24 protein-coding genes and 2 pseudogenes are annotated in these 21,953 nt (G+C 59.7%); 15 read left to right on the top strand and 11 right to left on the bottom strand.

Annotated features, from left to right (window positions below; translation table 11 throughout):
• Positions 1-70: 70 nt before the first annotated feature.
• Together AACY52_RS11100 and AACY52_RS11105 are read left to right on the top strand one after the other, a co-directional pair.
• Positions 71-1,624 (top strand): DUF726 domain-containing protein, encoded by a 1,554-nt coding sequence (locus AACY52_RS11100; protein ID WP_339436526.1) that lies wholly within the window; start codon positions 71-73, stop codon positions 1,622-1,624.
• Between the two features lie 41 nt (positions 1,625-1,665).
• Positions 1,666-2,985, top strand: coding sequence for an Nramp family divalent metal transporter (locus AACY52_RS11105; RefSeq protein ID WP_339419803.1), 1,320 nt, complete (start codon positions 1,666-1,668; stop codon positions 2,983-2,985).
• Between the two features lie 27 nt (positions 2,986-3,012).
• On the opposite strand, the gene AACY52_RS11110 is transcribed toward AACY52_RS11105, so the two are convergent.
• On the bottom strand, positions 3,013-3,369 hold the full coding sequence (locus AACY52_RS11110) for a type II toxin-antitoxin system VapC family toxin (protein WP_339419831.1): 357 nt from the start codon (positions 3,367-3,369) through the stop codon (positions 3,013-3,015).
• Between the two features lie 135 nt (positions 3,370-3,504).
• Entirely contained in the window at positions 3,505-4,437 is a 933-nt protein-coding gene (locus tag AACY52_RS11115; RefSeq protein WP_339419804.1) for a LysR family transcriptional regulator, read from the bottom strand.
• Positions 4,438-4,553: 116 nt separating this feature from the next.
• Between AACY52_RS11115 and AACY52_RS11120 the strand changes: the two genes are divergently transcribed.
• The 3 genes from AACY52_RS11120 to AACY52_RS11130 all read left to right on the top strand — a co-directional run bounded on the left by AACY52_RS11120 (position 4,554) and on the right by AACY52_RS11130 (position 5,759).
• The gene (locus tag AACY52_RS11120) at positions 4,554-5,042 is read left to right on the top strand and encodes a DMT family transporter (RefSeq protein WP_339419805.1); all 489 of its coding nucleotides are present in this window, start codon (positions 4,554-4,556) and stop codon (positions 5,040-5,042) included.
• Between the two features lie 4 nt (positions 5,043-5,046).
• Positions 5,047-5,499 (top strand): DMT family transporter, encoded by a 453-nt coding sequence (locus tag AACY52_RS11125; RefSeq protein WP_339419806.1) that lies wholly within the window; start codon positions 5,047-5,049, stop codon positions 5,497-5,499.
• Positions 5,500-5,588: 89 nt separating this feature from the next.
• Entirely contained in the window at positions 5,589-5,759 is a 171-nt protein-coding gene (locus AACY52_RS11130; RefSeq protein ID WP_339419807.1) for a metallothionein, read from the top strand.
• A gap of 59 nt (positions 5,760-5,818) precedes the next feature.
• Here the strand turns inward: AACY52_RS11130 and AACY52_RS11135 are convergent, their stop codons facing one another.
• Both AACY52_RS11135 and AACY52_RS11140 read right to left on the bottom strand, forming a co-directional pair.
• Complete coding sequence (locus tag AACY52_RS11135) at positions 5,819-6,091, bottom strand: hypothetical protein (protein WP_339419808.1); 273 nt, start codon at positions 6,089-6,091, stop codon at positions 5,819-5,821.
• A gap of 16 nt (positions 6,092-6,107) precedes the next feature.
• Positions 6,108-6,350: a DUF6555 family protein gene (locus tag AACY52_RS11140; RefSeq protein WP_339419809.1), complete on the bottom strand. Its 243-nt coding sequence runs from the start codon at positions 6,348-6,350 to the stop codon at positions 6,108-6,110.
• Between the two features lie 117 nt (positions 6,351-6,467).
• Between AACY52_RS11140 and AACY52_RS11145 the strand changes: the two are divergent.
• A pseudogene (locus AACY52_RS11145) lies at positions 6,468-6,608 on the top strand (AraC family transcriptional regulator); the annotation flags it as partial.
• A gap of 51 nt (positions 6,609-6,659) precedes the next feature.
• Positions 6,660-7,553 (top strand): annotated as a pseudogene (locus tag AACY52_RS11150) (zinc-binding alcohol dehydrogenase family protein).
• Positions 7,554-7,569: 16 nt separating this feature from the next.
• Here the strand turns inward: AACY52_RS11150 and AACY52_RS11155 are convergent.
• The 3 genes from AACY52_RS11155 to AACY52_RS11165 all read right to left on the bottom strand — a co-directional run bounded on the left by AACY52_RS11155 (position 7,570) and on the right by AACY52_RS11165 (position 10,669).
• Positions 7,570-8,598: a purine nucleoside permease gene (locus AACY52_RS11155; protein WP_339419811.1), complete on the bottom strand. Its 1,029-nt coding sequence runs from the start codon at positions 8,596-8,598 to the stop codon at positions 7,570-7,572.
• 14 nt (positions 8,599-8,612) lie between these two features.
• Positions 8,613-9,575, bottom strand: coding sequence for a nucleoside-specific channel-forming protein Tsx (locus AACY52_RS11160; protein WP_339419812.1), 963 nt, complete (start codon positions 9,573-9,575; stop codon positions 8,613-8,615).
• Between the two features lie 155 nt (positions 9,576-9,730).
• Positions 9,731-10,669: an AraC family transcriptional regulator gene (locus AACY52_RS11165; RefSeq protein WP_339419813.1), complete on the bottom strand. Its 939-nt coding sequence runs from the start codon at positions 10,667-10,669 to the stop codon at positions 9,731-9,733.
• A 261-nt stretch (positions 10,670-10,930) separates the two neighbouring features.
• On the opposite strand from AACY52_RS11165, the gene AACY52_RS11170 reads away from it, so the two are divergent.
• Both AACY52_RS11170 and AACY52_RS11175 read left to right on the top strand, forming a co-directional pair.
• The gene (locus tag AACY52_RS11170) at positions 10,931-12,190 is read left to right on the top strand and encodes a sugar ABC transporter substrate-binding protein (RefSeq protein ID WP_370468020.1); all 1,260 of its coding nucleotides are present in this window, start codon (positions 10,931-10,933) and stop codon (positions 12,188-12,190) included.
• A gap of 18 nt (positions 12,191-12,208) precedes the next feature.
• Positions 12,209-12,982: an L-iditol 2-dehydrogenase gene (locus AACY52_RS11175; RefSeq protein ID WP_339419815.1), complete on the top strand. Its 774-nt coding sequence runs from the start codon at positions 12,209-12,211 to the stop codon at positions 12,980-12,982.
• Positions 12,983-13,127: 145 nt separating this feature from the next.
• Here the strand turns inward: AACY52_RS11175 and AACY52_RS11180 are convergent, their stop codons facing one another.
• Positions 13,128-13,820: an NUDIX hydrolase gene (locus AACY52_RS11180; protein ID WP_339419816.1), complete on the bottom strand. Its 693-nt coding sequence runs from the start codon at positions 13,818-13,820 to the stop codon at positions 13,128-13,130.
• Between the two features lie 145 nt (positions 13,821-13,965).
• Between AACY52_RS11180 and AACY52_RS11185 the strand changes: the two genes are divergently transcribed.
• The 5 genes from AACY52_RS11185 to AACY52_RS11205 all read left to right on the top strand — a co-directional run bounded on the left by AACY52_RS11185 (position 13,966) and on the right by AACY52_RS11205 (position 19,453).
• Entirely contained in the window at positions 13,966-14,613 is a 648-nt protein-coding gene (locus AACY52_RS11185) for a nicotinamidase (RefSeq protein ID WP_339419817.1), read from the top strand.
• A gap of 11 nt (positions 14,614-14,624) precedes the next feature.
• On the top strand, positions 14,625-15,842 hold the full coding sequence (gene pncB / locus AACY52_RS11190; RefSeq protein WP_339428100.1) for a nicotinate phosphoribosyltransferase: 1,218 nt from the start codon (positions 14,625-14,627) through the stop codon (positions 15,840-15,842).
• A 1-nt stretch (position 15,843) separates the two neighbouring features.
• A complete protein-coding gene (gene nadE / locus AACY52_RS11195) occupies positions 15,844-16,653 on the top strand; it encodes an ammonia-dependent NAD(+) synthetase (RefSeq protein ID WP_339419820.1) in 810 nt (269 codons plus the stop codon).
• A gap of 118 nt (positions 16,654-16,771) precedes the next feature.
• Positions 16,772-17,893, top strand: a complete 1,122-nt coding sequence (locus AACY52_RS11200) for a hypothetical protein (protein ID WP_339419822.1) — start codon at positions 16,772-16,774, stop codon at positions 17,891-17,893.
• Between the two features lie 204 nt (positions 17,894-18,097).
• On the top strand, positions 18,098-19,453 hold the full coding sequence (locus AACY52_RS11205; RefSeq protein WP_339419823.1) for an MATE family efflux transporter: 1,356 nt from the start codon (positions 18,098-18,100) through the stop codon (positions 19,451-19,453).
• On the opposite strand, the gene AACY52_RS11210 is transcribed toward AACY52_RS11205, so the two are convergent.
• Positions 19,437-20,024, bottom strand: coding sequence for a TetR/AcrR family transcriptional regulator (locus tag AACY52_RS11210; RefSeq protein ID WP_339419824.1), 588 nt, complete (start codon positions 20,022-20,024; stop codon positions 19,437-19,439). The genes AACY52_RS11205 and AACY52_RS11210 overlap by 17 nt on opposite strands.
• A 141-nt stretch (positions 20,025-20,165) precedes the next feature.
• On the opposite strand from AACY52_RS11210, the gene AACY52_RS11215 reads away from it, so the two are divergent.
• Positions 20,166-21,338: an MFS transporter gene (locus tag AACY52_RS11215; RefSeq protein ID WP_339419825.1), complete on the top strand. Its 1,173-nt coding sequence runs from the start codon at positions 20,166-20,168 to the stop codon at positions 21,336-21,338.
• Here AACY52_RS11215 and AACY52_RS11220 read toward each other — a convergent pair whose 3' ends face one another.
• Together AACY52_RS11220 and AACY52_RS11225 are read right to left on the bottom strand one after the other, a co-directional pair.
• Positions 21,339-21,704, bottom strand: a complete 366-nt coding sequence (locus AACY52_RS11220; RefSeq protein ID WP_339419827.1) for a type II toxin-antitoxin system HicB family antitoxin — start codon at positions 21,702-21,704, stop codon at positions 21,339-21,341.
• Positions 21,701-21,952, bottom strand: a complete 252-nt coding sequence (locus AACY52_RS11225; protein ID WP_339560490.1) for a type II toxin-antitoxin system HicA family toxin — start codon at positions 21,950-21,952, stop codon at positions 21,701-21,703. Before AACY52_RS11225 ends, AACY52_RS11220 begins: the two co-directional genes overlap by 4 nt.
• Position 21,953 lies beyond the last annotated feature (1 nt).

Below are 21,953 nucleotides of genomic sequence, written 5' to 3' on the forward strand. Positions count from 1 at the left end.
CGCATGCAACGGCATTGAGCCTCACCCTTTGTTACTATCGCCATCCCTTTTCACCAGGAGTCACCGCCCCATGCAGCACCAGTGGGATGAAATGCACCGCACCCGCAAACCCACGTTCGTACTGTGTGGCGAGCCTCAGGGCGATGTGCTCAATCTCTACGTTCACGGTTATTCGGCGTTCTTCAATCGGCAACAATTGGGCAGCTTCCAGGCGCAGTTGGCGGGTATCGAAGGCTCGACCAACCTGATGCTGTTCTGGCCGGCAGGGCATTTCCTGGAAAACCTGTTTGCTCCCTTCAAGGATGTACTGGGCGCGATGCTCAGCGGCGTCAACCTGGGCGCGGCGACTGTGGGGGTGGGCAAGGCGATTGCTTATTTCCTCGATCACTACAAAAGCGTCGAGGCCCGGGTGGACGAAGTCGCCAGGAGCCTGTTGCCTGAACTCGCCAGCTACTTGCACGGTGAATCCCTTGAAATACGGCGTATCAACCTGATCGGCCATTCCCTGGGCGCGCGCATTCTGGTCAAGAGCCTGTTGGCCAGCCCTGAAACTGCCCGCGAACTGCCATTGGACAACCTGTTGTTGATGGGCGGCGCGATCTGCACGTCGAGCCCGTGGGGTGAAGTCTCGGCACCCCTCAAGGGGCGCGTAATCAACTGCCACTCCAGCAAAGACTGGGCCCTGGCGATGAAACCGGATACCGAACGTTGCATCGGCCGCCATGCGATCCCAGTGACGCCAGCGCTCAAGGCCAAGGTTACCAATGTGCACCTGGCGACTTTCGACCACGCCGCCTATTGGCCGCAGTTGCGGACGGTAGTGCAGTACACCGACCTGTTGCACGAGCGACGCGGCATGATCCGTTCCGATCAACGCAGCACTGAGGTACGTTTTGCCGAAGAGGACGCAGAACTGTTCCCTGCGTTGGTGCAGGCGCGGCCGGAAGAATTGAAGTTCCTTGCTGAATTGATGGCGCAAAAGCGCAGCGCTTCAATCGACGCCACCGTGCGCGAGCCACTCAAATTGGCCGTCGAGTTGCAACGCATGGGCGGCGATACCTTTATGAACCTGGCCCGCGGCCATGGCGTGAGTTACCGCCAGGTCGCCGAAGATGTGGTGCAGCGGTTGGGGATCAAGTTTGACGGACCTCTCGATACCGTCGAATTGGCAGACTTGGAAGCCCAGGTTGCGGAAAAACTCATCGAACAATACAAAGACAAACTCAGTAACGCTGACCGGCAGGTGTTCGACGCGGAGCTCAAGGCGGCCGCGCAAAAGGAGCAGGGGCTGTTCAGCCGTTTCGATGTTGGCCGATCAGCCACCACGGCGTTGAGTGGTACGGCGTTGGCCGGGCTGACCGGGTTTATCCTGCGCCGTGGTGCAGCCACGGCGATTCCGGTGGTGGGCCAGGCTGTGGCAGCGGCGATGCTGCTGGTGAGCGGGGTCCGCGCGCTTTCCGGCCCTGCGTATTCGATCACCACCCTGGCGGTGCTGGTGATTGGTTTGATCCGCCAGCGCATGGAGCGTGAAGCAATGAGCCAGGAGGTGGACCTGGTGGTGCACGTTGTCGAAGCGTTCGATTTGCCGCGGGAAACGGTGATGCGCACGGTTGCGTCTGACTGATAAGCTGCGCCTCTATCGAGTGTGTTTGCCTGGGATACCGCGTGAAATTCAGCCTGCCAAAAATCGCTACCGCCCCGTTTTGCCCGCCGGAAGTGGCCGGCTCCGTCGCCGTTGATCCCAAGGCTTCGTTCTTCAAGCGCGTGATGATGTTCGCCGGCCCAGGCCTGCTGATCTCTATCGGCTACATGGACCCAGGCAACTGGGCCACAGCCATCGAGGCCGGCTCGCGTTACGGTTACAACCTGCTCTTCGTCGTGCTGCTGGCCAGCCTGGCAGGGATGGCGGTGCAATGCCTGTGCTCGCGCTTGGGCATCGCCACCGGCAAGGACCTCGCGCAACTGTGCCGTGAACGCTATAGCAAGCGATCCGCCCGCACCCAGTGGGTGTTGGCAGAAATCTCCATCATCGCCACCGACCTGGCCGAAGTGCTGGGCTGCGCCTTGGCGTTTCACCTGCTGCTTGGCGTGTCGCTGACCACCGGCATTGTGATCACCGCTTTTGACACATTGTTGATCCTGGCCCTGCAAAACCGGGGTTTCCGCCGCTTGGAAGCGATCATGCTGGCGTTGGTGGCGACCATTGGCGTGTGTTTCTTTATTGAACTGGTACTGATCAAGCCTTACTGGCCGGACGTGTTCAGTGGTTTTACGCCTTCACTGTCGGCCATCAGCGATGCCGCGCCGTTGTACCTGGCTATTGGTATTCTCGGTGCCACGGTGATGCCGCATAACCTTTACCTGCATAGCTCCATCGTGCAAACCCGCATGATCGGCAAGGACCTCGCCAGCAAACAGGATGCGGTCAAGCTGGCACGCATCGACACCATCGGTTCGCTGGCCCTGGCCCTGCTGGTCAACGCTGCGATCCTGGTACTCGCCGCTGCCGCCTTCCACAAGACCGGCCACACCGACGTAGTCGAGATCCAGGACGCCTACCACCTGCTTGACCCGCTGGTCGGTGGCGCGTTTGCCAGCATCCTGTTTGGTGTGGCCCTGCTGGCTTCCGGTCAAAGCTCTACGTTTACCGGCACCATTGCCGGGCAGGTGATCATGGAGGGCTACCTCAATCTGCGCATTCCTTGCTGGCAGCGGCGCCTCATCACTCGTGGGCTGGCGCTGATCCCGGCGTTTCTCGGGGTAGGGCTGATGGGCGACGATGCCATCGGCAAGCTATTGATCCTCAGCCAAGTGGTACTCAGCCTGCAACTGCCGTTTGCGCTGTATCCGCTGATTCGCATGACCGGCGATAAGCAACTGATGGGGCCGTTCGTGAATCGGCTGCCGACACGGTTGCTGGCGTGGTTCCTGTTTGCGGTGATCAGTGGGGCGAATGCGTGGTTGATTGCGCAGTGGGTGTTTTGATTGGCGCTGTGCAGCCATTGCGAGTTTCTACACCAGGATCGCCAAGGACGTGTATTGGGCGACCTGCGGGTCGGCCGTCAATAACGTCATCGGTTCGCTCACGGCCGTCGCAACGATGAGCCGATCAAAGGGGGCCTTGTGATCGTGCTCGAGGTCCTTCACCGCACTGGCATGTTCTGAAGTGATGGGCAGTTCGACGAACCCGCTTTCCTGGCAGTACCAACGGATTTCCTCCAGATCGACAGTGAGTTTCCCTAACCCGACCTTGACTGCCATCTCCCAGAATGTTGCAGCGCTGATGTAAATATCTGCAGCATCCTCAATCAGCTTTTTGGCTTTGCCGCTCAGAGCGCGATTTTTTGTTGTATATGACGTCCATGGCAGTTCTCCAAAAAGATGTCAGCGAAGTCTGCCGCAGCGCGTCGAGCAGAGAAATGCTGGCCCGAAAAATCAGAACGGACCTACTTTTTCCAGTAAGAAAACTTTCTGCGTAGGTACGCTCCTCACGCGCTGTATCGCTCACCGATCCCAATATGGCACTGCCCCAAAACACTCCACGAAGTAATCAATCACTGTGCGCACCTTCAGTGAAATGCGCCGGCTCCCTGGCCATACTGCCGCGATCTGCTGCGGTTCCAAGGTGGTAGCCACTTCGTATTCCGTGAGCACCGCCTGCAAGGTGCCGGCACGCAGGCCTTCGCCGATCAACCAGGAAGGAAACACCACCAGCCCGAGGCCTTGTTCGGCAGCGTGGGTCAGGGTATCGGCGTGGTTGCCGGTGATCGGGCCCTTGACGCTATAAGGCGTCCAGTCGCCCTGGCCCCGGCGGAAGAACCAGCGTTGTTGTCCGGTGATGCCTTTGTAGGCCAGGCACTGGTGGTTGATCAGTTCGTCGGGATGTTGGGGCGTTCCGTGCCTGGCCAGGTAGGCCGGGCTTGCGGCGATGCGAAAGCGTTGGGGCGCGAAGATGCGCGCCTGCATGCTGGAGTCGTTGAGCACACCAATGCGGAACAGCAGGTCAGTGCCGTCTTGCAGCGGGTCGACGAACGTATCGGTTTGCTGGATATCCAGTTGCAGTTTCGGATAGCGCCGGCATAACTCGCCCAGCCACGGTGACAGGTGACGCTGGCCGAATACCATGGGCGCATTGATGCGCACCAGGCCGCTGGGTTCGCTTTCCTGCTCTTGCAGGGCTTGGCTTGCAGCTTCCAGCTGCTCCAGCACCAGGCGTGCATGCCGTCCGAGCAGTCGTCCGGCTTCGGTAGGGCTGACCGCCCGGGTGTGGCGGTACAGCAACTGCTGCCCCAACGCCTGTTCCATCAGCTGTATTTGCCGGGAAATAGACGAAGGCGCCAGGCCCTCACGCCGCGCCACTTCGGAAAAGCTGCCGAGGTCCAGTACCGCGACGAAGAGGCGCAGCGCCTTGAAACTCAGTTCATTCAAACCGTGCATCCTGCCTCCAGGTTGTGCGTTTTGCGCAAAGGTGTTGTTGGCATGCTCCCATTTATCGCACAGGACGGCCACTGGATAATGCGCGCCATGTTTCCCTTCTGAAGCGCAGGTGATGTATGCAGGCACGTTCTATCGAGGGTGTGGCGCAGGCCACGCCGAAAAAAAACCTTCTACGGTTGCTGTTGTTGCCCCTGGTGATCCTGGCGGGCATGGGCCTGTCGGTAGAGGCAGGTTTGCTCGGTCCACTGGGTGTGCAGGTGGGGCATTTGTGGGCAACGTTGAGCATCTTTGGTGTGGGTTCGGCGATTCTGTTTTTGCTGCTGCTGTTCAGTGGCCCGCAAAAGGGGCCGGCGCTGACCGACTTGCCACGCTGGCAGTTGATCGGAGGCTTCCTGGGGCCTATGTACGTCGTCGTACTCACCCTGGCTACGCCGCACATTGGTATCGCCATGACCATGATCGCGATTCTGTCCGGGCAAGTGGCCAAGAGTGTGCTAATCGACCATTTCGGCTGGTTCGGCACAGCGCGCAAACGCGTCAATGGCGAGCGCTGGATAGCGCTGGCGTTGATTGTGGCGGCACTTGTTCTGATTGCGCGAGGGTAAGACGATGAACCTGATTTTGTTATTGGTGCTAGTGATTGCCGCTGGAGCGGTGTTGAGTGTGCAGGCTGCCATCAACGGGCGCCTTGGCCAGGCGGTGGGCGTGTTGCGCAGTAGCTTGCTGACCTTTGCAGTGGGGGCCCTGACGACCGCGCTGTTGATTTTCTTCTTCGAACCGGCCCAGGCCTTGAGCTTGCTGGACGTGCCGAAATGGCAATTGACCGGCGCGTTGTTCGGCGTGGTGTACATGATGGTGATGGTCGGCGCAGTGCCCATCGTCGGAACGGCCGTCGCGACGGTGGCGGTGATCCTTGGGCAATTGGGCATGGGTATGCTCATCGATAACTTCGGCTGGCTGGGCAACCCGGCCATCGAGTTATCGGGCAACCGGATTGTGGCGATGGCGTGCCTGGCGCTGGCCCTGGTGTTCATGTACCGCAGCAATACCCGCACCGACTGATGGTTTGAACCATCGCCGGCGACTGGCAGTCACTGCTTAAGGTGCTGGCAGTCGCCACACCGCGACGACCATGAAAAAGGAGTCTGACCATGCCAGATAAGACCTGTGCCTGCCCGCACTGCAAGTGCGTATTGGGCGTTGACGCGGTAATGAAAGACGGTAAGGGCTATTGCTGCCAGGGATGTGCCGAGCACCATGCGCACGGTGAACCGTGTGCGTCTGCTACGGGCTGTGAGTGCGCCAAATCGACGCATGGCTGAGCACCGTTGCACTGTGGGAGCAGGCAAGCCCGCTCCCACAGTGATCTGCTTTGTTGCTGCTAGTGGGTTTCCAGTTCAAGCCTGAGGCTATGGTCGGACAGGCGCTGCCTACCTTTGACCACGCCGCTTGTACGTCGCCCCTCCAACGCAAAAACCACCGTCTGCGCGGAGTGCAAGTCAGCCGGCAGCGGCTGGAATACTTTCAGCACCGCCCAGCCAGGCTGCTGCTGCAGGCTCACTTGGCACTCGACATGCTTGGCCATCGGCCCGAATAAGGTGTCCTGGGTGTAGTCAATGCGCGCTTTGCCACGAACCTGTACAGGTAAAACCATGGTTAGCCCTCCTTGATCAAGCCTGGGCGCGCGCGTCCGAGCGCCGCCATTGCACATGAGTGATGCCGTACTTCTCGGCCTGCTCCTGGCTGGTCTTCTTGACGTGCTCGCGCGCGAAACGGCCGATACGGCCGATGCCTGCGTCACAACTCGCCCAGTGCCAGGCCTCCAGGATATCGAGCTTTTCCAGGCGGATGATGAAGGACTTGGGTTCACCGTGCAGGATGTAGTCGATCACAAACAATTTTGCATTATTCATTGGCTTATTAACCCTCCATGTATAACCCAGTGATCTCTGCTGGCCGAAAAAATTCATTCGGATTGTCGAGCGGTGGTCATTACCATGGTGGCTCACCCTTGATAGATGTGCACCCCCATGGCCCTGGCCGCGCCTCCCGACCTCAGTGATCACGCCGTCCCCGTGCAGCCCCTCGCGCGTACCTATCCGCGTGGGTTGTATGTTGAACCCCATCGCCACGATTGGGGCCAATTGCTCTACGCCATGGGCCGGCAGATGATGGGCGCTTGGTTGTCTTGATCTGTTTTTTCACTTCGATGAATATCGGCTATGAAAGCACTGCAATTTTCCGCCACCGGCGACCTCGCCGCCCTCCGCTTCGTCGACGTTGCCACCCCGGTGCCGGCTGCCAGTGAGGTGTTGGTACAGATCAAGGCCGCGGGCCTCAACCCCAGTGACGTCAAAAATGTGCTTGGTCGCTTCCCCTACACCACGCTGCCGCGCATTCCCGGCCGCGACTTCGCCGGTGTTGTGGTGCAAGGCCCGCAGGAACTGCTCGGCCAGGAAGTCTGGGGCACCGGCCGCGACCTCGGTTTTTTTGCTGACGGTTCACACGCTCAATACCTCACCGTGTCGGCCAAGGGCGTGGCGCAAAAGCCTGGTCATTTGAGCTTCGCCCAGGCTGCCAGCCTTGGCGTGCCGTACACCACCGCCTGGGACGCTCTGGAGCGCAGCGGTGTGACCAAGGGCACGCGCTTGCTGGTCATCGGCGCCAATGGCGCCGTGGGCAGCGCGACCCTGGCCCTGGCGAACGTTCGTGGCGCCCAGGTACTGGCCGCTGTGCGTCGGCCGGAGCAGGCCGACGTGTTGCAGACGCAGGGCTTTGAGGCGATTGCCCTGGGTAAACCGGAGGAATTGGGTGCACAGGTCAATGCGGTGTTCAAGGGGGGGGCGCCGATGTGATCTTCGACACCACCGGTGGACGGCCATGTACAACTGCCGGCCCTGGCCCTGTATCGCAAGGGCGGCTCAGTGGTGGGGATCAATTCGTTGCTCTACAACTGCGAGCAGTGCGCGGTGATGCTGAGGCAGTTCGGGCGCTTTTTTGATGAAGGCTTGCTGCCACTGCCCACCGGCCTGCGTGAAGTGGCGCTGGCTGATGGGTTGCAGTGCTATGAGACCGTGAATCAAGGCAGTGCGGACAAAATCATCTTCCTGCCCTGACACGGTTTGATCTTCACTAGGCTTCGGGAACACCTTTTTCCCAGGCTGACCAGTTCTTGAGGATCGCCTGTACCAGCGGGCTGCCTGTGCGATACAGGTTCTCCAGCGCCGGCACGAACCCGCCCTGATCCGCGTATTTGAGCAGGTTGTCGACTTCGCTGTAGCCAGGATAGGGGCGGTCGAAGTCCGAACCTGCACGCACAACCGCCAAGCGCTGGATATCCACCAAGCCCTCACGGCTTGCACGCAGCAGCGCTTCATAGGTGGAGTTGTCTTCCTGCTGGGTGGTGCAGTACTCGCCTTTGTTGTCCGTCAGCAACTGGGTCCAGACTTCCGCGCGTTCGCTCAGGCGCGTGCCGGAAAACCACGTGTTGCCCGCCAAGGTGTCGCAGCGGGTGACCTGTGGTGGCTGGTTGGCCGGGGCGGCAGGGTAGTGTTTGCGCCAGGCGCTGGACGCCTTGCTTTCGGTCAGTTCAACTTTTTGCGACAAGGCATATGCCTTGGCCTGCAACTTGGGGTTCAGCTCGAACACTTCGGTCTTATAGTCCAGCGGTGGTTTCTCGTTGGGGCCCTTGGTGTTGATGCCAATGTAGCCGGTCGGCCAATCCTTGGGCGCATCCCGCGAATCCAGCTCCCACTGGGTGCCGAACTCCACCAGGTAGTGTGCCCAGGCGGTGGTGCCGATGGTGCCATGCTTGGGGCTGATGCCGGCGATCCCGGCGATCAGGAAGTAGCTCTGGCGCAGGTCGAACTTGGGTGACAAGGCCAGGGCCAGCGTGGACGCGGCGGCATTGGTCTGACCCATGCCGGTGACCAGCAGGCACACGTCCTGGGTGTTGCAGCGGATCACCGGGTATTCGGCGGAGAGCCCCGGTACGCGCACTTCCTGCTTGAGTTCCAGGCGATCGATCCAGGTTTGTGCCTCGGGGGCGAACATGGTGATCAGCATCACTTTGGGTTTGATCGGCGTCGGCGTGTCAGCCATTGCCACGTGAGGCAGTACGGCCAGGCCCGCGGCGATTGAAAAGCGAGTCAGCGTATTCATCTAATGCTCCTTTATCAGAATTGGTAGCCGACGCCGGCGTAATAGCCCCAGCCGTCGGAGCGGGCGCGGAAGTTGCCTTCGCCGAAATTCAACTCACTGCCGTCTTCCCAGTTGCCGCCGTTGTGAAAGTAGCGGCCGACCAAGGTGAAACGCAGGTGGGTGAACGAATACAGCAGCACGTTGGTGGCCACCAGGGAATTGGCGGTGCGCGCCGGGTTGTCCTTGTGCAGGTCTGAGCCGAAATCGTAGTTGGTGAAGCCGATATAGGTCAGTGAAGCACCGTTGTCGAACTTGCTGATGGGCACGATGTACTTCATTTGCGCGCGGTAACCGTCCCATGAGTATTCATTGCTGGCACCGTAGTTTTCCCACTGGTAACGCCCGTAGAAGTTGGCCGACAGGTTCACTCGCGAGTGGGTGTCGATGTCAGTGCCCAGGCCGCTGTACAGTGTGTTGGCGCGGTTTTCCTTGCGGCTGCCGTGATCGTAGATCCAGTCAAACGCCACGTACCATTCCTTGAACGGCCCGATGGCCAGGCTGCGGCCTGCCAGGTAGTCGATGGAAATACGCGGTTCGTGCTCCATGAATACCGGCGAGCCGTGGTCCCACACGCCCTTGTCATTGCTGTTACCGATGGTGAGGATCTTCGGCACATCGATGTATCCGTACAGCTCGAATGGCCCTTTGCGGCCGAAATACTCGTATTCCAGGTAGACATCATCCTGTGGCTTGGGGCCGAAGCTGATGTCTTTGCTGCCGATCAATGTCAGGTCCTGGTTGAACCAGTCCGACAGGTACGGGCTATTTTTTGCCGGGCTGGCTTCAGGGATCTTGGTTTTTGGGCTAAGGGTTTCGCCCTGTGCTGAGTCATCCATGGGTTTTTCCTGCGCCAAAATGGGCACGCTGAGTACTCCCGTAACGGCGGCCAGTAGCAAGGAAACACCAAAGGGAGCAGGACGCCTTGAGGTGGGTTGCATTGAAAATCCCTATTCATACGCGGTTTGAACCCGATTCCTCGGGTGAGGAAGAACTTGGCTGGCAAGTTCGTTCCGCAAACGTTTGCACAGGCTGTACCAACTTTGCTCAATCAATTGATCAGCCTGAAAAAAAACGGGATTAGTCAACCTTTTGGTCAGAATTGACGGGGTGTCATTTTTTCGATTCGGTTAAACAAATGCATCGCGGTTTCCCTTCGATATTCACTCGGCGTCTGGTCCATCTCGATACGAAAGTGCCGGTTGAAGTTGGACAGGTTGGCGTAGCCCACTTCAAAACAGATGTCCGCCACCGACATATCGCTTTGCAGCAACAAGCGGCAGGCGCGCTGCACGCGAAATTTGCGCATCAGGTCGATAAAACCATGGCCGGTGTTGCGCTTGAAGAAGCGCGAAAAGCCCGGTTCGCTCATTTCCAGCTGCTGCGCGATCACCGAAAGACGCACATCGCCGGTCAGCTCGCGCATCAGATAGTCGAATGCCTTGTTGATGCGTTCGGCGCTGCGGGCGTCCAGGGTAGGCGCGTAGCAGGGGCTGGCCAGCGCCTTGACCTGCGGCGTCGGGGCGTTCTTCAGGCTGTCGAGCAGTTGCAGGAATAGGACCAACCGTTGCAGACCATGGGCGCGCCCGATGTCTTCCATTAGACGCGCGGCCTGTAGCGCCGTCTCGCCAGTGAATTCGAGCCCGCGTCGGGCGTGCTCGAACAACGGCTGCAAGTCGCCGAGTTCAGGCAGGGTCTTGCGCTGGGCGAGGAGGGCGGCGCCGTCGAATTGCAGCACCACATCGCGGCCGGTCAGGTACTCACCAGGGGCCAGTTCGCCGATCCAGTCGTGGGGCAGGTCGGGGCCGATCAAGGCGACGTGCCCAGCACCGAACGCACCGATGTAGTCGCCGGCGACCAGTTTGCCGCTGCCTTGGCGAATCAGGTGGATTTCAAACTCGGGGTGGTGGTTCCAGCGCGCCAAATCATAGGGGTAGTCGTGTTCGAACCAACGGAAGCAGTGGTCCGGTTCGGGCAGGATCACTTCCAGCTCGGCGGGGCGGTGCTCGAACAGCTTGGCGCGGCTGACAGGCATGGGAGGCTTCTTATGATTCTTGGAATCGATACAAAATACGCGCCTCGGCCGTGGGAGCGCTACCCCCGGTTTCGCTTGGCACTGATACTTTTTTAACTTCGAGCCAAAGGTTAAAAAAGTACCAGTCGAGCATTCGTCACGCGTTTGTGGAGGCCTGGAGGAGCTGCTGTAATCGGCCCTCAACAACAAAAACAACAGGTAGAAACCGCTATGTTCAAGCTCCCGCAAGCGTTGTTCCTGCTTTCAGGCCTGGCGCTGGCCATGCCCAGCTATGCCGCCGACACCGTCACCATCGCTACGGTCAACAACAGCGACATGATCCGCATGCAGCGCCTGTCCAAGGTATTCGAAGCACAGCATCCGGATATCAAGCTCAACTGGGTCGTGCTGGAGGAGAATGTGCTGCGCCAGCGCCTCACCACCGATATCGCCACCCAGGGCGGGCAGTTCGACGTGCTCACCATCGGTACCTACGAAACTCCATTGTGGGGCGCCAAGCACTGGCTGGAACCGCTGACCCAACTGCCGGCCGACTACGACGCCGATGATATCTTCCCCTCGGTGCGCCAGGGCCTGTCGGTCAACAACACCCTCTACGCCTTGCCGTTCTACGGCGAAAGCACGGTGACCTACTACCGCACCGATTTGTTCCAGCAAGCCGGCCTGAGTATGCCCACGCACCCGACCTGGAGTCAGCTCGGCGAGTTCGCCGCCAAGCTCACCGCCAAGGACAAAGGCCAATACGGCATGTGCCTGCGTGGCAAGGCCGGCTGGGGCGAGAACATCGCCTTGCTGAGCACCATGGCCAATGCCTTTGGCGCACGCTGGTTCGACGAGCAATGGAAGCCCGAGCTGACCAGCCCCGAGTGGACAGCGGCCGCCAACTTCTACGTCAACACCCTCAAGCAATACGGCCCGCCGGGCGTCTCCAGCAACGGTTTCAACGAGACCCTGGCGCTGTTCAACAGCGGCAAATGTGCGATCTGGGTCGATGCCAGCGTGGCCGGTTCCTTCACCACGGATAACACTCAAAGTAAGGTCGCCGACAGCGTAGGTTTCGCCGCCGCGCCTACCGAAGTCACGGATAAAGGCTCCTCGTGGCTCTACGCCTGGTCCCTGGCCATTCCGGCCACCTCAACGCACAAGGACGCCGCAAAGGCCTTTATCACGTGGGCCACCTCCAAGGACTACATCCAACTCGTCGCTGACAAAGAAGGCATCACCAACGTACCGCCAGGCACCCGCCAGTCCACCTACAGCGAGGCGTATTTGAAAGCCGCACCGTTTGCCCAAGTGACGTTGGAGATGATGAAACACGCTGACCCCGCGCATCCGTCGGCGAAACCGGTGCCCTATGTGGGCATCCAGTACGTGACCATTCCCGAGTTCCAGGCCATCGGCACCTCGGTCGGCAAGTTGTTCTCGGCGGCGCTGACCGGCGGTATGTCGGTTGACCAGGCCTTGCTTCAAGCGCAGTCCACTGCCGAGCGCGAGATGAAACGCGCCGGCTATCCGAAGTGATTTCTACAGGACATTTTCATGAAACGTCTCGAAGGTAAAAGCGCGCTGATCACCGGATCGGCGCGCGGAATCGGCCGCGCGTTTGCCCAGGCCTACATCGCTGAAGGTGCGACGGTCGCCATCGCCGACATCAACCTGCAACAGGCCCAGGTCACGGCCGCCGAGTTGGGCCCACAGGCGTACGCGGTAGAGATGGATGTCACCGACCAAGCCTCCATCGACGATGCAATTGCTGCCGTGGTGGCCGAGGCCGGCAAGCTGGATATTCTGGTCAATAACGCCGCGCTGTTCGATTTGGCGCCCATCGTCGACATCACCCGCGAGAGCTTCGAACGGCTGTTCTCGATCAACGTCGCCGGCACACTCTTCACCCTACAGGCCGCCGCGCGGCAGATGATCAGCCAGGGCCACGGCGGCAAGATCATCAACATGGCCAGCCAGGCCGGGCGCCGGGGCGAGTCGCTGGTGGCGATCTACTGCGCGACCAAGGCAGCGGTGATCAGCCTGACGCAATCGGCAGGGTTGAACCTGATCAAGCAAGGGATCAACGTCAACGCCATTGCACCGGGTGTGGTGGAGGGTGAGCATTGGGACGGGGTGGATGCGCTCTTCGCCAAGCATGAAGGGCTGGCGCCAGGCGAGAAAAAGAAGCGGGTAGGGGATGAGGTGCCGTTTGGGCGGATGGGCACGCCGGAGGATTTGACGGGAATGGCGGTTTTCCTCGCCTCCAAAGATGCTGACTATGTTGTGGCGCAAACCTACAACGTGGATGGCGGCAACTGGATGAGCTAAAGCCTGTTCAGACAAAAGGAGATCCAATGTGGGAGCTGGCTTGCCTGCGATAGCGATGGGTCAGGCAATAAGTTTATAGCTGACAGACCGTCATCGCAGGCAAGCCAGCTCCTACCGTTGAATCTCATTGTTCTGAAAACAGGTGCTACTCGGCAAAGCTGCGATCAAAGAAGTAGATCTCCCCAGGCTTCAAAACCTCCACCGTCGCCTGGGGCCTGCCGCCTTCGCCATTCTTCTTGCGCCCCGTCTCGCGTAAATACCGTGCCTCAGTCAGCTTCAACAAACGCTGGCGAATACTGGTCTTCAACACCGGCCGCGCGAGCACCAGGGAAAAGATCGTGGTCGCTTCGGGCGCGCTGAATTCATCGCCCAGGAACATCAACGGCAAGCTGCTGTACAGCGACTTGGAGAACAAGCGTTCCTGCACGGCGGCCACGATGCTGTTGTGATCGAACGGCAGCTTGATGCTCCCGTCCGCAACCGCCGCCAGCGAAAACCAGCCCTGATGCTCACCCAGCGTCACTTCATCCGTGGCAATCGCCAGGTAGTACGTGGACGACGACCAGCACCGCGGATCACGAAACGCATCCCCCACCGTGCCCACTTGCTCGCTCCAGGCCAGGTCCAGGCCGACCTTGTCGCTTGCACGCAAACGCTCCACCGCATCCTGGAGGCTCAGATCTTGCACGCCGCCATTCACCACTACGCCGGGTAACGCCCAATGCCCTGCGAACGGTTCGGCTTCGCGCTTGTTCAGCAGCAGCTGCAATTGCCCGCAGGTGCGGCAGTAAAACAGCACACACAGGTCGACGGTATGGAGGTAGGCGCTAAGTGTCATGTGACGTCCTTCTAAACAGCGGTGGGCACAGTCTAACGAATCGAACAGATATGTCATGTACTGGCTCCAGGATAGATAAATAAATGTTTCTTGCAATGAAAGTACATGACGTGTACTTTTGTTTTCAGGCCACAGGAGAGCTGCCATGACACTCGCGAAAACTGCCATTGCTTCATTCGACGTCGACGCCCAGAAGAGCTTTACGCCGCTGTGCCCCGCTGAGTTACCAGTGGCCGGGGGCGACCAGATCGGTGCCGAGCTGAACTTCATGGCAAGCCTCGCCGGCCACCGTGTCGGCAGCAAGGACGCCCACACCCCGCACGCGCCCTGGGTGGTCACCCAGCACAGCGAGATGCTGCGGCCCACCGGCCTGGCCCATGCCGATGTGACCTGGGTGAGCCACTGCGTTCCCGGCACCGAAGGTTTCACCTTGGTCGACGAACTGCCCACCCCGTATGACTACGATTACTTCATCTGGAAAGGCGTCGAACCCGACCTGCACCCCTACGGCGCCTGCTACCACGACCTGCACGACAAGCTGTCCACCGGCGTGATCGAGTACCTGAACGCCAGAGGCGTCAGGCGTGTGATCGTCGGCGGCCTGGCCCTGGACTACTGCGTCAAGACCACCGCGTTGCAACTGCTCAAGGCCGGCCTGGAAGTGGTCCTGCACCTGCCGGCGTGCCGGGGTATTACCGAGGAGGGCGGCGTGCAGGCCGTCAGTGAGTTGCTCAAGGCCGGTGCCGTCATCAGCAGCACCCGCGAAGAACTGGCAGCACAGGCCGCGCGTTAAGGAGACACACCATGGAAAGTGCATACGACTACGAATCCCCGGTGATCCAGGGTTTGCTCGACACTGACTACTACACCTTCACGATGATGCAGGCGGTGTTGCACCAGCACCCCAACGTTGATGTGGAATACAACTTCATCGTGCGAGCCAAGGAAAAGCTCGGCCACTTGATCCCGCAACTGCGCGACGAGCTGGAGAAGCTCGCGGGCCTGCAGATGCGTGAGGGCGAATTGCGCTTCTTGTTCAACCCGCGTTTTCGTGAGTACCTCACGCCGGATTACGAGCGCTTTCTCGGCCTGTTCCGCTTCAACCTGCGTTATATCCACGTCAGTGAGGTCGACGGCCAACTCAACATCCGCGTGGTCGGCCCGATGCTGCATTGCATCATGTTCGAGCAACCGGTACTGGCGCTGGTCAGCGAGCTGCGCAACCGCGATAAATACCCCGACGTGACCCTGGAAGACATCACCCGCAAGCTCTACCAGAAGTTCGACTGGCTGGAGAAAAACCTCAGCCGCGACGAGCTGGCCGACTTGCGCGTCTCCGATTTTTCCACCCGCCGGCGCCTGTCGTTCAAAGCCCAGCGCGAAGTGGTCGACATCATGCGCCGCGACTTCCCCGGCCAGTTCGTCGGCACCAGCAATGCGCACCTGGCCTACGAATTCGACCTGCCGCTGCTCGGCACCATGGCCCACCAGTGGATGATGGTGCACCAACAGCTGGGCCGGCTGCGCGAAAGCCAGAACGCCGGCCTGGAAAACTGGGTGCGTGAATACCGCGGCCGCTTGGGTATTGCCTTGACCGACACCATCAGCACCGACTTTTTCCTCAAGGATTTTGACCTGTACTTCGCCAAACTGTATGACGGGCTGCGCCAGGACTCCGGTGACCCCATTGTCTGGGCCGACAAAGTCCTGGCCCGCTACAAGCAACTGGGCATCGACCCGATGACCAAGGACCTGATGTTTTCCGATGGCCTGAACTTCGAAAAATGCCTGCCGATATTGCGCCACGTGCGCGGCAAGGCCAAGTTCGGTTTCGGCATGGGCACCCGCCTGGCCTGCGATGTGGAAGGCGTCGAACCGCTGAGCATCGTGATGAAACTGGTGCGGGTGCACGGTGAACCGGTGGTGAAGTTCTCGGATGACCCGATCAAGAACGTCTGCGAAGACGCCTCGTTTTTGCAGTACGCGGCAAAGGTGTTCAATGTCGGTAGCGTGGAGGTGTGACATGCAAAATCGTATCGCGCAGGAACTGAACATCAATCGGCAACTGGTCAAGGGCGGTGAAACCAAGGAAATTCAACGGCGCATCGGCTTCATCAAGACCACCTTGCGCAGCGCCGGCTGCACGGCCCTGGTGCTGGGCATCAGCGGCGGCGTTGATTCGCTGACGGCTGGCCGTCTGTGCCAATTGGCCGTCGAACAACTGCGCGCCGAGGGTTACGCCGCGCGCTTTATCGCCATGCGCCTGCCCTATAAAACCCAGGCCGATGAAAGCGACGCCAAGGCTTCCCTGGATTTCATCACCCCGGACCATATCGACACGCTGAACATCGCCGCCAGTGTTGACGGCCTGATGGCCAGCCTGACCGCTACCGACGCCAGCGCCAGCCATGTTGACTTCATCAAGGGCAACGTCAAGGCGCGCACGCGGATGATCGCGCAATACGCCGTGGCCAATTTGCACAATGGGCTGGTGGTCGGTACGGACCATGGCGCGGAAGCACTGATGGGTTTTTTCACCAAATTCGGCGACGGCGCCTGCGACCTGGCACCGCTGTCGGGCCTGACCAAAACCCAGGTGCGTCTGCTGGCCAGCGCACTGGGCGCGCCTGATAACCTGGTGCACAAGCATCCGACGGCCGACCTGGAGGAACTGGCGCCGGGTAAGCCGGATGAGCACGCGTACGGTTGCTCTTACGCAGAGATCGATGCGTACCTCATGGGCGAACCCGTGAGTGAGCGGGTGAGGGCAATCGTAGAAGGGGCGTACAGCAAGACGGCGCACAAACGCTCGCTGCCTATCACTCCTGCGTGATCCTTCCCCAGCCGTCCACGGGAACCGTTTTTCCGCTCATGGCCACAGATGGAATGTTGATCCAGCGCGCAGTCGATTTGGGTTGGCTGTTATCGATTCCAGTATCTGAGGTCTTGCTATGTCCTATGTAAATCTTCGTCAGGAAACCCCTTATTGCGGTGATTTCAACGCTCGTTGCGAGCAACCCAAGGCAGCTTCTGATAGGGCTGGTTGGCGTGTACCCAACTCAGTGGTTGCTCGGGATTTCGCTGATAACTTTGAATACTTCCAGAGTTCTGACAGCGGGTTTGTGACACAGCAATCCCTTCTGCACGCGGCTAATCGCCCACTGAACGGAGATCCGTTTCATGACCGGATGACGTTTTTGGCAAGGGAGATTCTCCAGCGGACTGAATTGAACGGCATGCTTGACGGAATCAACCACGGCGGTTCATCAGATGGATTGATCAGCCAGAGCGACGCGGACCAGATCGTTGCTTACGTCGATCAGATGGAAGCACCTCCCGTGCGGGAATTCCCAGGGCGGTACAGCGGCGTTATCCAGCGCCAGCGCCTGGAAAACCAATATGCACCTCAGGCCGATTGGCAACAGCCCTCCATGTCTGCGCCGAAAAACCAATGGGACGGCTCGATGTCACTGTCGGGGGAGCGTCCTTATGCGAACGACAGCAAGCAAGAGCTTCTCAACAAGATACTGGCTCGTTTCAGTTCATTTGAAGATCCGAACTCCCCCGGTTTGATCACTGACAAATCACTCAATGCGGTTTCCAGCGGTTATCACTTGGATGGTCGGCCCGCCACGGGGGCCGAGATGGCGTTGGCCAATGAGCTGCTTGAGCGTGGTGAGGTGTTTAAGGAACTCGATCAAAGCGGCATGGGCGTCTTCGATGGGGCGTTCTCCAGGGATGACCTGGCTTACTCGTCGGACAAGTACCGGAATATGGATAACCACGACCTGATTCAGGGCATAAAGGATAACTTCAGGCAGTTTACTGCCGGCGCAGACGATCAATACGTCAGCGTCAATGAACTGAAGGAGGCGGCCGGTCTAACGCCATCGAGTCGTCCGTTCAGCCCCGAAGCACGGCAACTTGCAACTGAGCTGCTCAACCGTCCCGGGCTTTTGCGCGAGCTGGATATTGGCATTAACAGCCAGGGAGGAGCGGGCTACGAGGACAAACGTTTCGATATGGCTAACATCGACGAGATACTCAAAAATGGGCACGCGCCAGTTGGATGAGTGTTTCAACGCGCCTGCAAGAATAATTGTGTCCGGCCCGCAACGTGATACCTGCGTTCGGGCCGGGGCCGTTTCACGCCCGCCCCTGCAGATGAAATGCGAGTAGCACTGCCTGCCAGGTGATTGAACCCGAAAGCACAGGAAGATGGGATCCACTTGCGGTATAACCTTCGCACGCTTTAGTCATCCGAGGCCCCGTTTTTCATGCAAAGCCCTTTGCAACGTCCGCTTTGGCAGATCTACCTGATCTTTCTGGCACCGATGGTGCTGTCCAACTTCCTGCAAAGTTTTTCCGGCACCCTCAATGGCATCTACGTCGGTCAAATGCTCGGCACGCAGGCGCTGGCAGCGGTGTCGGGGATGTTTCCCATCGTGTTCTTCTTTATCGCCCTGGTGATTGGCCTGGGGGCGGGTGCCTCGGTGTTGATCGGCCAGGCCTGGGGCGCCCAGGAAACAGGGATGGTCAAGGCGATTACCGGCGCCACCCTGACCCTGGGGGCGCTGGTGGGAATGATCGCCGCGGTGCTGGGCAGCCTGTTTGCACGCCCGGCCTTGCAGGCGTTGGGCACGCCGATTGATGTGCTCGACGATGCGGTCGGATATGCCCAGAAAATGATGCTGATCATGCCGTTGCTGCTGGTGTTCATTCTCTACACCCAATTGCTGCGTGGCGTCAGCGATACGATTTCGCCGCTGCTGGCACTGATGGTCTCGACCTTGGTCGGCCTGCTGCTGACCCCGGCGCTGATTCGCGGCTGGATCGGCTTGCCGCCGATGGGTATCCAGAGCGCGGTGTATGCCGGACTGGTAGGCAACGCCCTGGCAATGCTGTTTTTGATCTTGCGCCTGCGCCATAAAAACCATGTGATGGCGCCGGATCGCGAACTGCTCGCGGCCTTGCGCCTGGACCGCGTGATTTTAGGAAAGGTCCTGCGCATAGGCCTGCCTACCGGCTTACAGATGGTGGTGCTGTCGCTGTCAGAATTGGTCATTCTCGCCCTGGTTAACGGCCATGGCTCCCAGGCCACGGCGGCGTATGGCGCGGTGACACAAATCGTCAACTATGTGCAGTTTCCGGCACTGTCGATTGCCATTACCGCGTCGATCCTCGGTGCGCAGGCCATTGGCGCCGGGCGCCTGGAACGCATCGGGCCGATCCTGCGCACGGGCTTGTTGATCAACACCTGCCTCACCGGCGGCCTGATTGTGCTGGGTTATGTGCTGTCCCACTGGTTACTCGGCCTGTTCATCACCGACGACGCGGCACGGATCAACGCCGAACACCTGCTGCACATCATGTTGTGGAGCATCCTGGTGTTCGGCTTCCAGGCTGTGATCGGCGGGATCATGCGCGCCAGTGGCGTGGTGCTGATGCCGGTCGCGATCTCGATCTTCTGCGTGCTCTGCGTCGAGTTGCCGATCGCTTACCTGTTCAATGCCCACTTCGGCCTGGAAGGGGTGTGGATGGCGTTTCCGGTGACTTACCTGGCAATGCTGGCATTGCAGGCCGCGTATTACCGGTTGGTCTGGCGGCATAAGCAGATCAAGCGGCTGGTGTGAGGTACAGGCCGCGCAGCAATAGCTCCAGGCCCTGCAAGCCCTGCTCCAGTCGCTCGCCGGGGTGTTCATCGCGGGCGATCCATAGGGCGGTGTTGACCAGGCTGCCATTGATCAATTGCGCCAGCGCGGCGCTCGGGGCCTGGTGGATGAGACCGGCCTGCATCAGGGTCTCCAGCCGTTGGCGCAATGATTCAACACACTGTTGCTGAGAGCCGGTATCACCCAATACGGCTGGCGCATCCTGCAACACAATGCGCTGTATTTCATCCTCCTGAGCCATGCGCAAGTAGGCGCGGCAGCGTTCGCAAAAACCACTCCATGGATCTGCGGCCTCATCCGAAATGCGCTGCAAGCTGGCGTCCATCTCGCTGTCGAGTTGGGCAACCACAGCAGCCAATAGCCCTTTTTTGTCACCAAAGTGGTGGTACAACGCACCGCGGGTCAGGCCAGCACGGGCGGTGAAATCATCCATCGATGTGTTGGCATAACCTTGTAAGGCGAAGGCCTGGCGCGCGCTGGCGATCAGCCGGGCGCGGGTGTCTTCGATCATTTCAGCACGGGCTCGGCTCATGGTAGGACTCACAATGGGCAAGTGAAAGATTGACATACGCTGCGTATGTTACGCATGATTTGACACATACGCACCGTATGTATTTTGCCTTGAGCCTTGCAGATAGCAAGTTCCAGGGCAATCAGGAAGAGGTCAAGCAGGATGGCAAACCCTTACGCCGAGTTGTTCCAGGTCCCTGGCGCCCGAGCTTTTGTGCTGGCGGGTATGCTGGCGCGCATGCCGATATCGATGACAGGCATTGGCTTGATCACCATGCTCTCTCAGGTACACGGCGGATATGGTCTGGCGGGCTCGGTGGCGGCGGTATTTGCCTTGGCCACGGCATTTTGCGCGCCGCAGGTGTCGAGGCTGGTGGACCGCCATAGCCAAGGGCGAGTACTGCCGATTGCCGCGCTGATCGGCGGCGGGGCGCTGCTGTTGTTGCTGCTGTGCACCCGCTTGCAGGCGCCGAACTGGATGCTGTTCCTGTTTGCCGCCTTGGCCGGGTGCATGCCAAACATGTCGGCCATGGTGCGGGCGCGGTGGACCGAGTTGTACCGCGGCCAGCCCAAGCTGCAAACCGCGTTCGCCCTGGAGTCGGTGCTGGATGAGGTGTGCTTCATCGTCGGCCCGCCGATTTCGGTGGGCCTGAGCGTGGTGCTGTTCCCGGAAGCAGGTCCGTTGGTGGCGGCGCTGTTACTGGCGGTGGGCGTCACGACCTTTGTGTTGCAACGCGAGACAGAACCCCCTGTGCATGAGCATCAGGACCATCACGGCCGTTGGCTGATCGCTTCTCCCTCCGTGTTGATCCTGATGATCCTGCTGCTGGCCATGGGCGTGATCGTTGGCGTGGTGGATGTGGTCAGCGTCGCCTTTGCCCAGCATCAGGGCCAGCCGGCGGCGGCGAGCATTGTGCTGTCGGTGTACGCCATTGGCTCGTGCCTGGCAGGGCTGGCGTTTGGCACCCTTAAACTCAAGGCGCCGTTGCCCCGGCAGTTCCTGTTCTGTGGCGTGGCTACGGCGTTGACCACCTTGCCATTGTTGCTGGTGACCAACATTCCTGGGCTTGCGGTGGCGATCTTTATTTCCGGGCTGTTCTTCGCGCCGACCCTGATCGTGGCCATGGCTCTGGTAGAGCAGATCGTGCCCGTCAGTCGCCTGACCGAAGGCATGACCTGGCTGATCACCGGCCTCAGCATTGGCGTGGCCATCGGCGCCGCCAGTTCCGGTTGGATGATCGACCACTTTGGCGCCACCAGCGGGTTCTGGGTCGCATGGGTGGCGGGGGCGGTGGTACTGGGTTGCGCGGTGTTGGGGTGTCGGCGATTGGGGTAATTAGCCAATCGCCGGGCAATCATCTGCACTGTGGTGCTGCAAAAATTCATTCAGTGCCTGGCGTGTCAGGTCATTGAGCGTCACTTTCTTGCGAGTCGCCGCTAGGGCCGCCGCCAAGTGCAGGTCATGGCCGACCCGGACATTAAAGGAGCCTTTGCAAGGCTTCTCCGGTGTATGCCCAAGGGTCTGGCAGGTGGTGAGATAGTCGTCCACCGCCTCACGAAATGCGGCGTCCAACTCGGCGACGGTCTTGCCTTCGTAGCTCACCAACGCCTTGATGAACAGAATCTTGCCGAACAGGCAGTTATCTTCGAGGCTGGCTTCAATAGAGCCGATGTAGCCTTTGTGTTTCAGTTGGTTGTTCACTGAATCAGTTCTCCTGATTTCAATTGTTCGATGATCTGGCGCCGAATGTAGTGTTTCAGTTCGTTGCCAGGCTGAGGCTTGTGCAAGGTGATCATTGCACTGGGGTCACCGATGTCGAATTTGACGCGGCTTCCAGCCCCTTCAATCTGTGTGTAGCCGAGCCGACGCAGCAGCGTGACGCGTTCGGGCCAAGTAAATGTCATTTGCTCGTTGAGCAATTTGGTGAGCAGCTTTTCATTTTTGGACACG

This window comes from Pseudomonas sp. EA_65y_Pfl1_P113 (assembly GCF_963970525.1).
Lineage (GTDB): Bacteria > Pseudomonadota > Gammaproteobacteria > Pseudomonadales > Pseudomonadaceae > Aquipseudomonas > Aquipseudomonas tritici.

What these genes read in the sequence shown, in the direction of transcription:
- AACY52_RS11100 (WP_339436526.1), top strand. Translation starts at nt 71, where the DNA reads ATGCAGCACCAGTGGGATGAAATGCACCGCACCCGCAAACCCACGTTC.
- AACY52_RS11115 (WP_339419804.1), bottom strand. Translation starts at nt 4,437, where the DNA reads ATGCACGGTTTGAATGAACTGAGTTTCAAGGCGCTGCGCCTCTTCGTC.
- AACY52_RS11120 (WP_339419805.1), top strand. Translation starts at nt 4,554, where the DNA reads ATGCAGGCACGTTCTATCGAGGGTGTGGCGCAGGCCACGCCGAAAAAA.
- AACY52_RS11125 (WP_339419806.1), top strand. Translation starts at nt 5,047, where the DNA reads ATGAACCTGATTTTGTTATTGGTGCTAGTGATTGCCGCTGGAGCGGTG.
- AACY52_RS11130 (WP_339419807.1), top strand. Translation starts at nt 5,589, where the DNA reads ATGCCAGATAAGACCTGTGCCTGCCCGCACTGCAAGTGCGTATTGGGC.
- AACY52_RS11135 (WP_339419808.1), bottom strand. Translation starts at nt 6,091, where the DNA reads ATGGTTTTACCTGTACAGGTTCGTGGCAAAGCGCGCATTGACTACACC.
- AACY52_RS11140 (WP_339419809.1), bottom strand. Translation starts at nt 6,350, where the DNA reads ATGAATAATGCAAAATTGTTTGTGATCGACTACATCCTGCACGGTGAA.
- AACY52_RS11155 (WP_339419811.1), bottom strand. Translation starts at nt 8,598, where the DNA reads ATGAATACGCTGACTCGCTTTTCAATCGCCGCGGGCCTGGCCGTACTG.
- AACY52_RS11160 (WP_339419812.1), bottom strand. Translation starts at nt 9,575, where the DNA reads ATGCAACCCACCTCAAGGCGTCCTGCTCCCTTTGGTGTTTCCTTGCTA.
- AACY52_RS11165 (WP_339419813.1), bottom strand. Translation starts at nt 10,669, where the DNA reads ATGCCTGTCAGCCGCGCCAAGCTGTTCGAGCACCGCCCCGCCGAGCTG.
- AACY52_RS11170 (WP_370468020.1), top strand. Translation starts at nt 10,931, where the DNA reads ATGCCCAGCTATGCCGCCGACACCGTCACCATCGCTACGGTCAACAAC.
- AACY52_RS11175 (WP_339419815.1), top strand. Translation starts at nt 12,209, where the DNA reads ATGAAACGTCTCGAAGGTAAAAGCGCGCTGATCACCGGATCGGCGCGC.
- AACY52_RS11180 (WP_339419816.1), bottom strand. Translation starts at nt 13,820, where the DNA reads ATGACACTTAGCGCCTACCTCCATACCGTCGACCTGTGTGTGCTGTTT.
- AACY52_RS11185 (WP_339419817.1), top strand. Translation starts at nt 13,966, where the DNA reads ATGACACTCGCGAAAACTGCCATTGCTTCATTCGACGTCGACGCCCAG.
- pncB (WP_339428100.1), top strand. Translation starts at nt 14,625, where the DNA reads ATGGAAAGTGCATACGACTACGAATCCCCGGTGATCCAGGGTTTGCTC.
- nadE (WP_339419820.1), top strand. Translation starts at nt 15,844, where the DNA reads ATGCAAAATCGTATCGCGCAGGAACTGAACATCAATCGGCAACTGGTC.
- AACY52_RS11200 (WP_339419822.1), top strand. Translation starts at nt 16,772, where the DNA reads ATGTCCTATGTAAATCTTCGTCAGGAAACCCCTTATTGCGGTGATTTC.
- AACY52_RS11205 (WP_339419823.1), top strand. Translation starts at nt 18,098, where the DNA reads ATGCAAAGCCCTTTGCAACGTCCGCTTTGGCAGATCTACCTGATCTTT.
- AACY52_RS11210 (WP_339419824.1), bottom strand. Translation starts at nt 20,024, where the DNA reads ATGAGCCGAGCCCGTGCTGAAATGATCGAAGACACCCGCGCCCGGCTG.
- AACY52_RS11215 (WP_339419825.1), top strand. Translation starts at nt 20,166, where the DNA reads ATGGCAAACCCTTACGCCGAGTTGTTCCAGGTCCCTGGCGCCCGAGCT.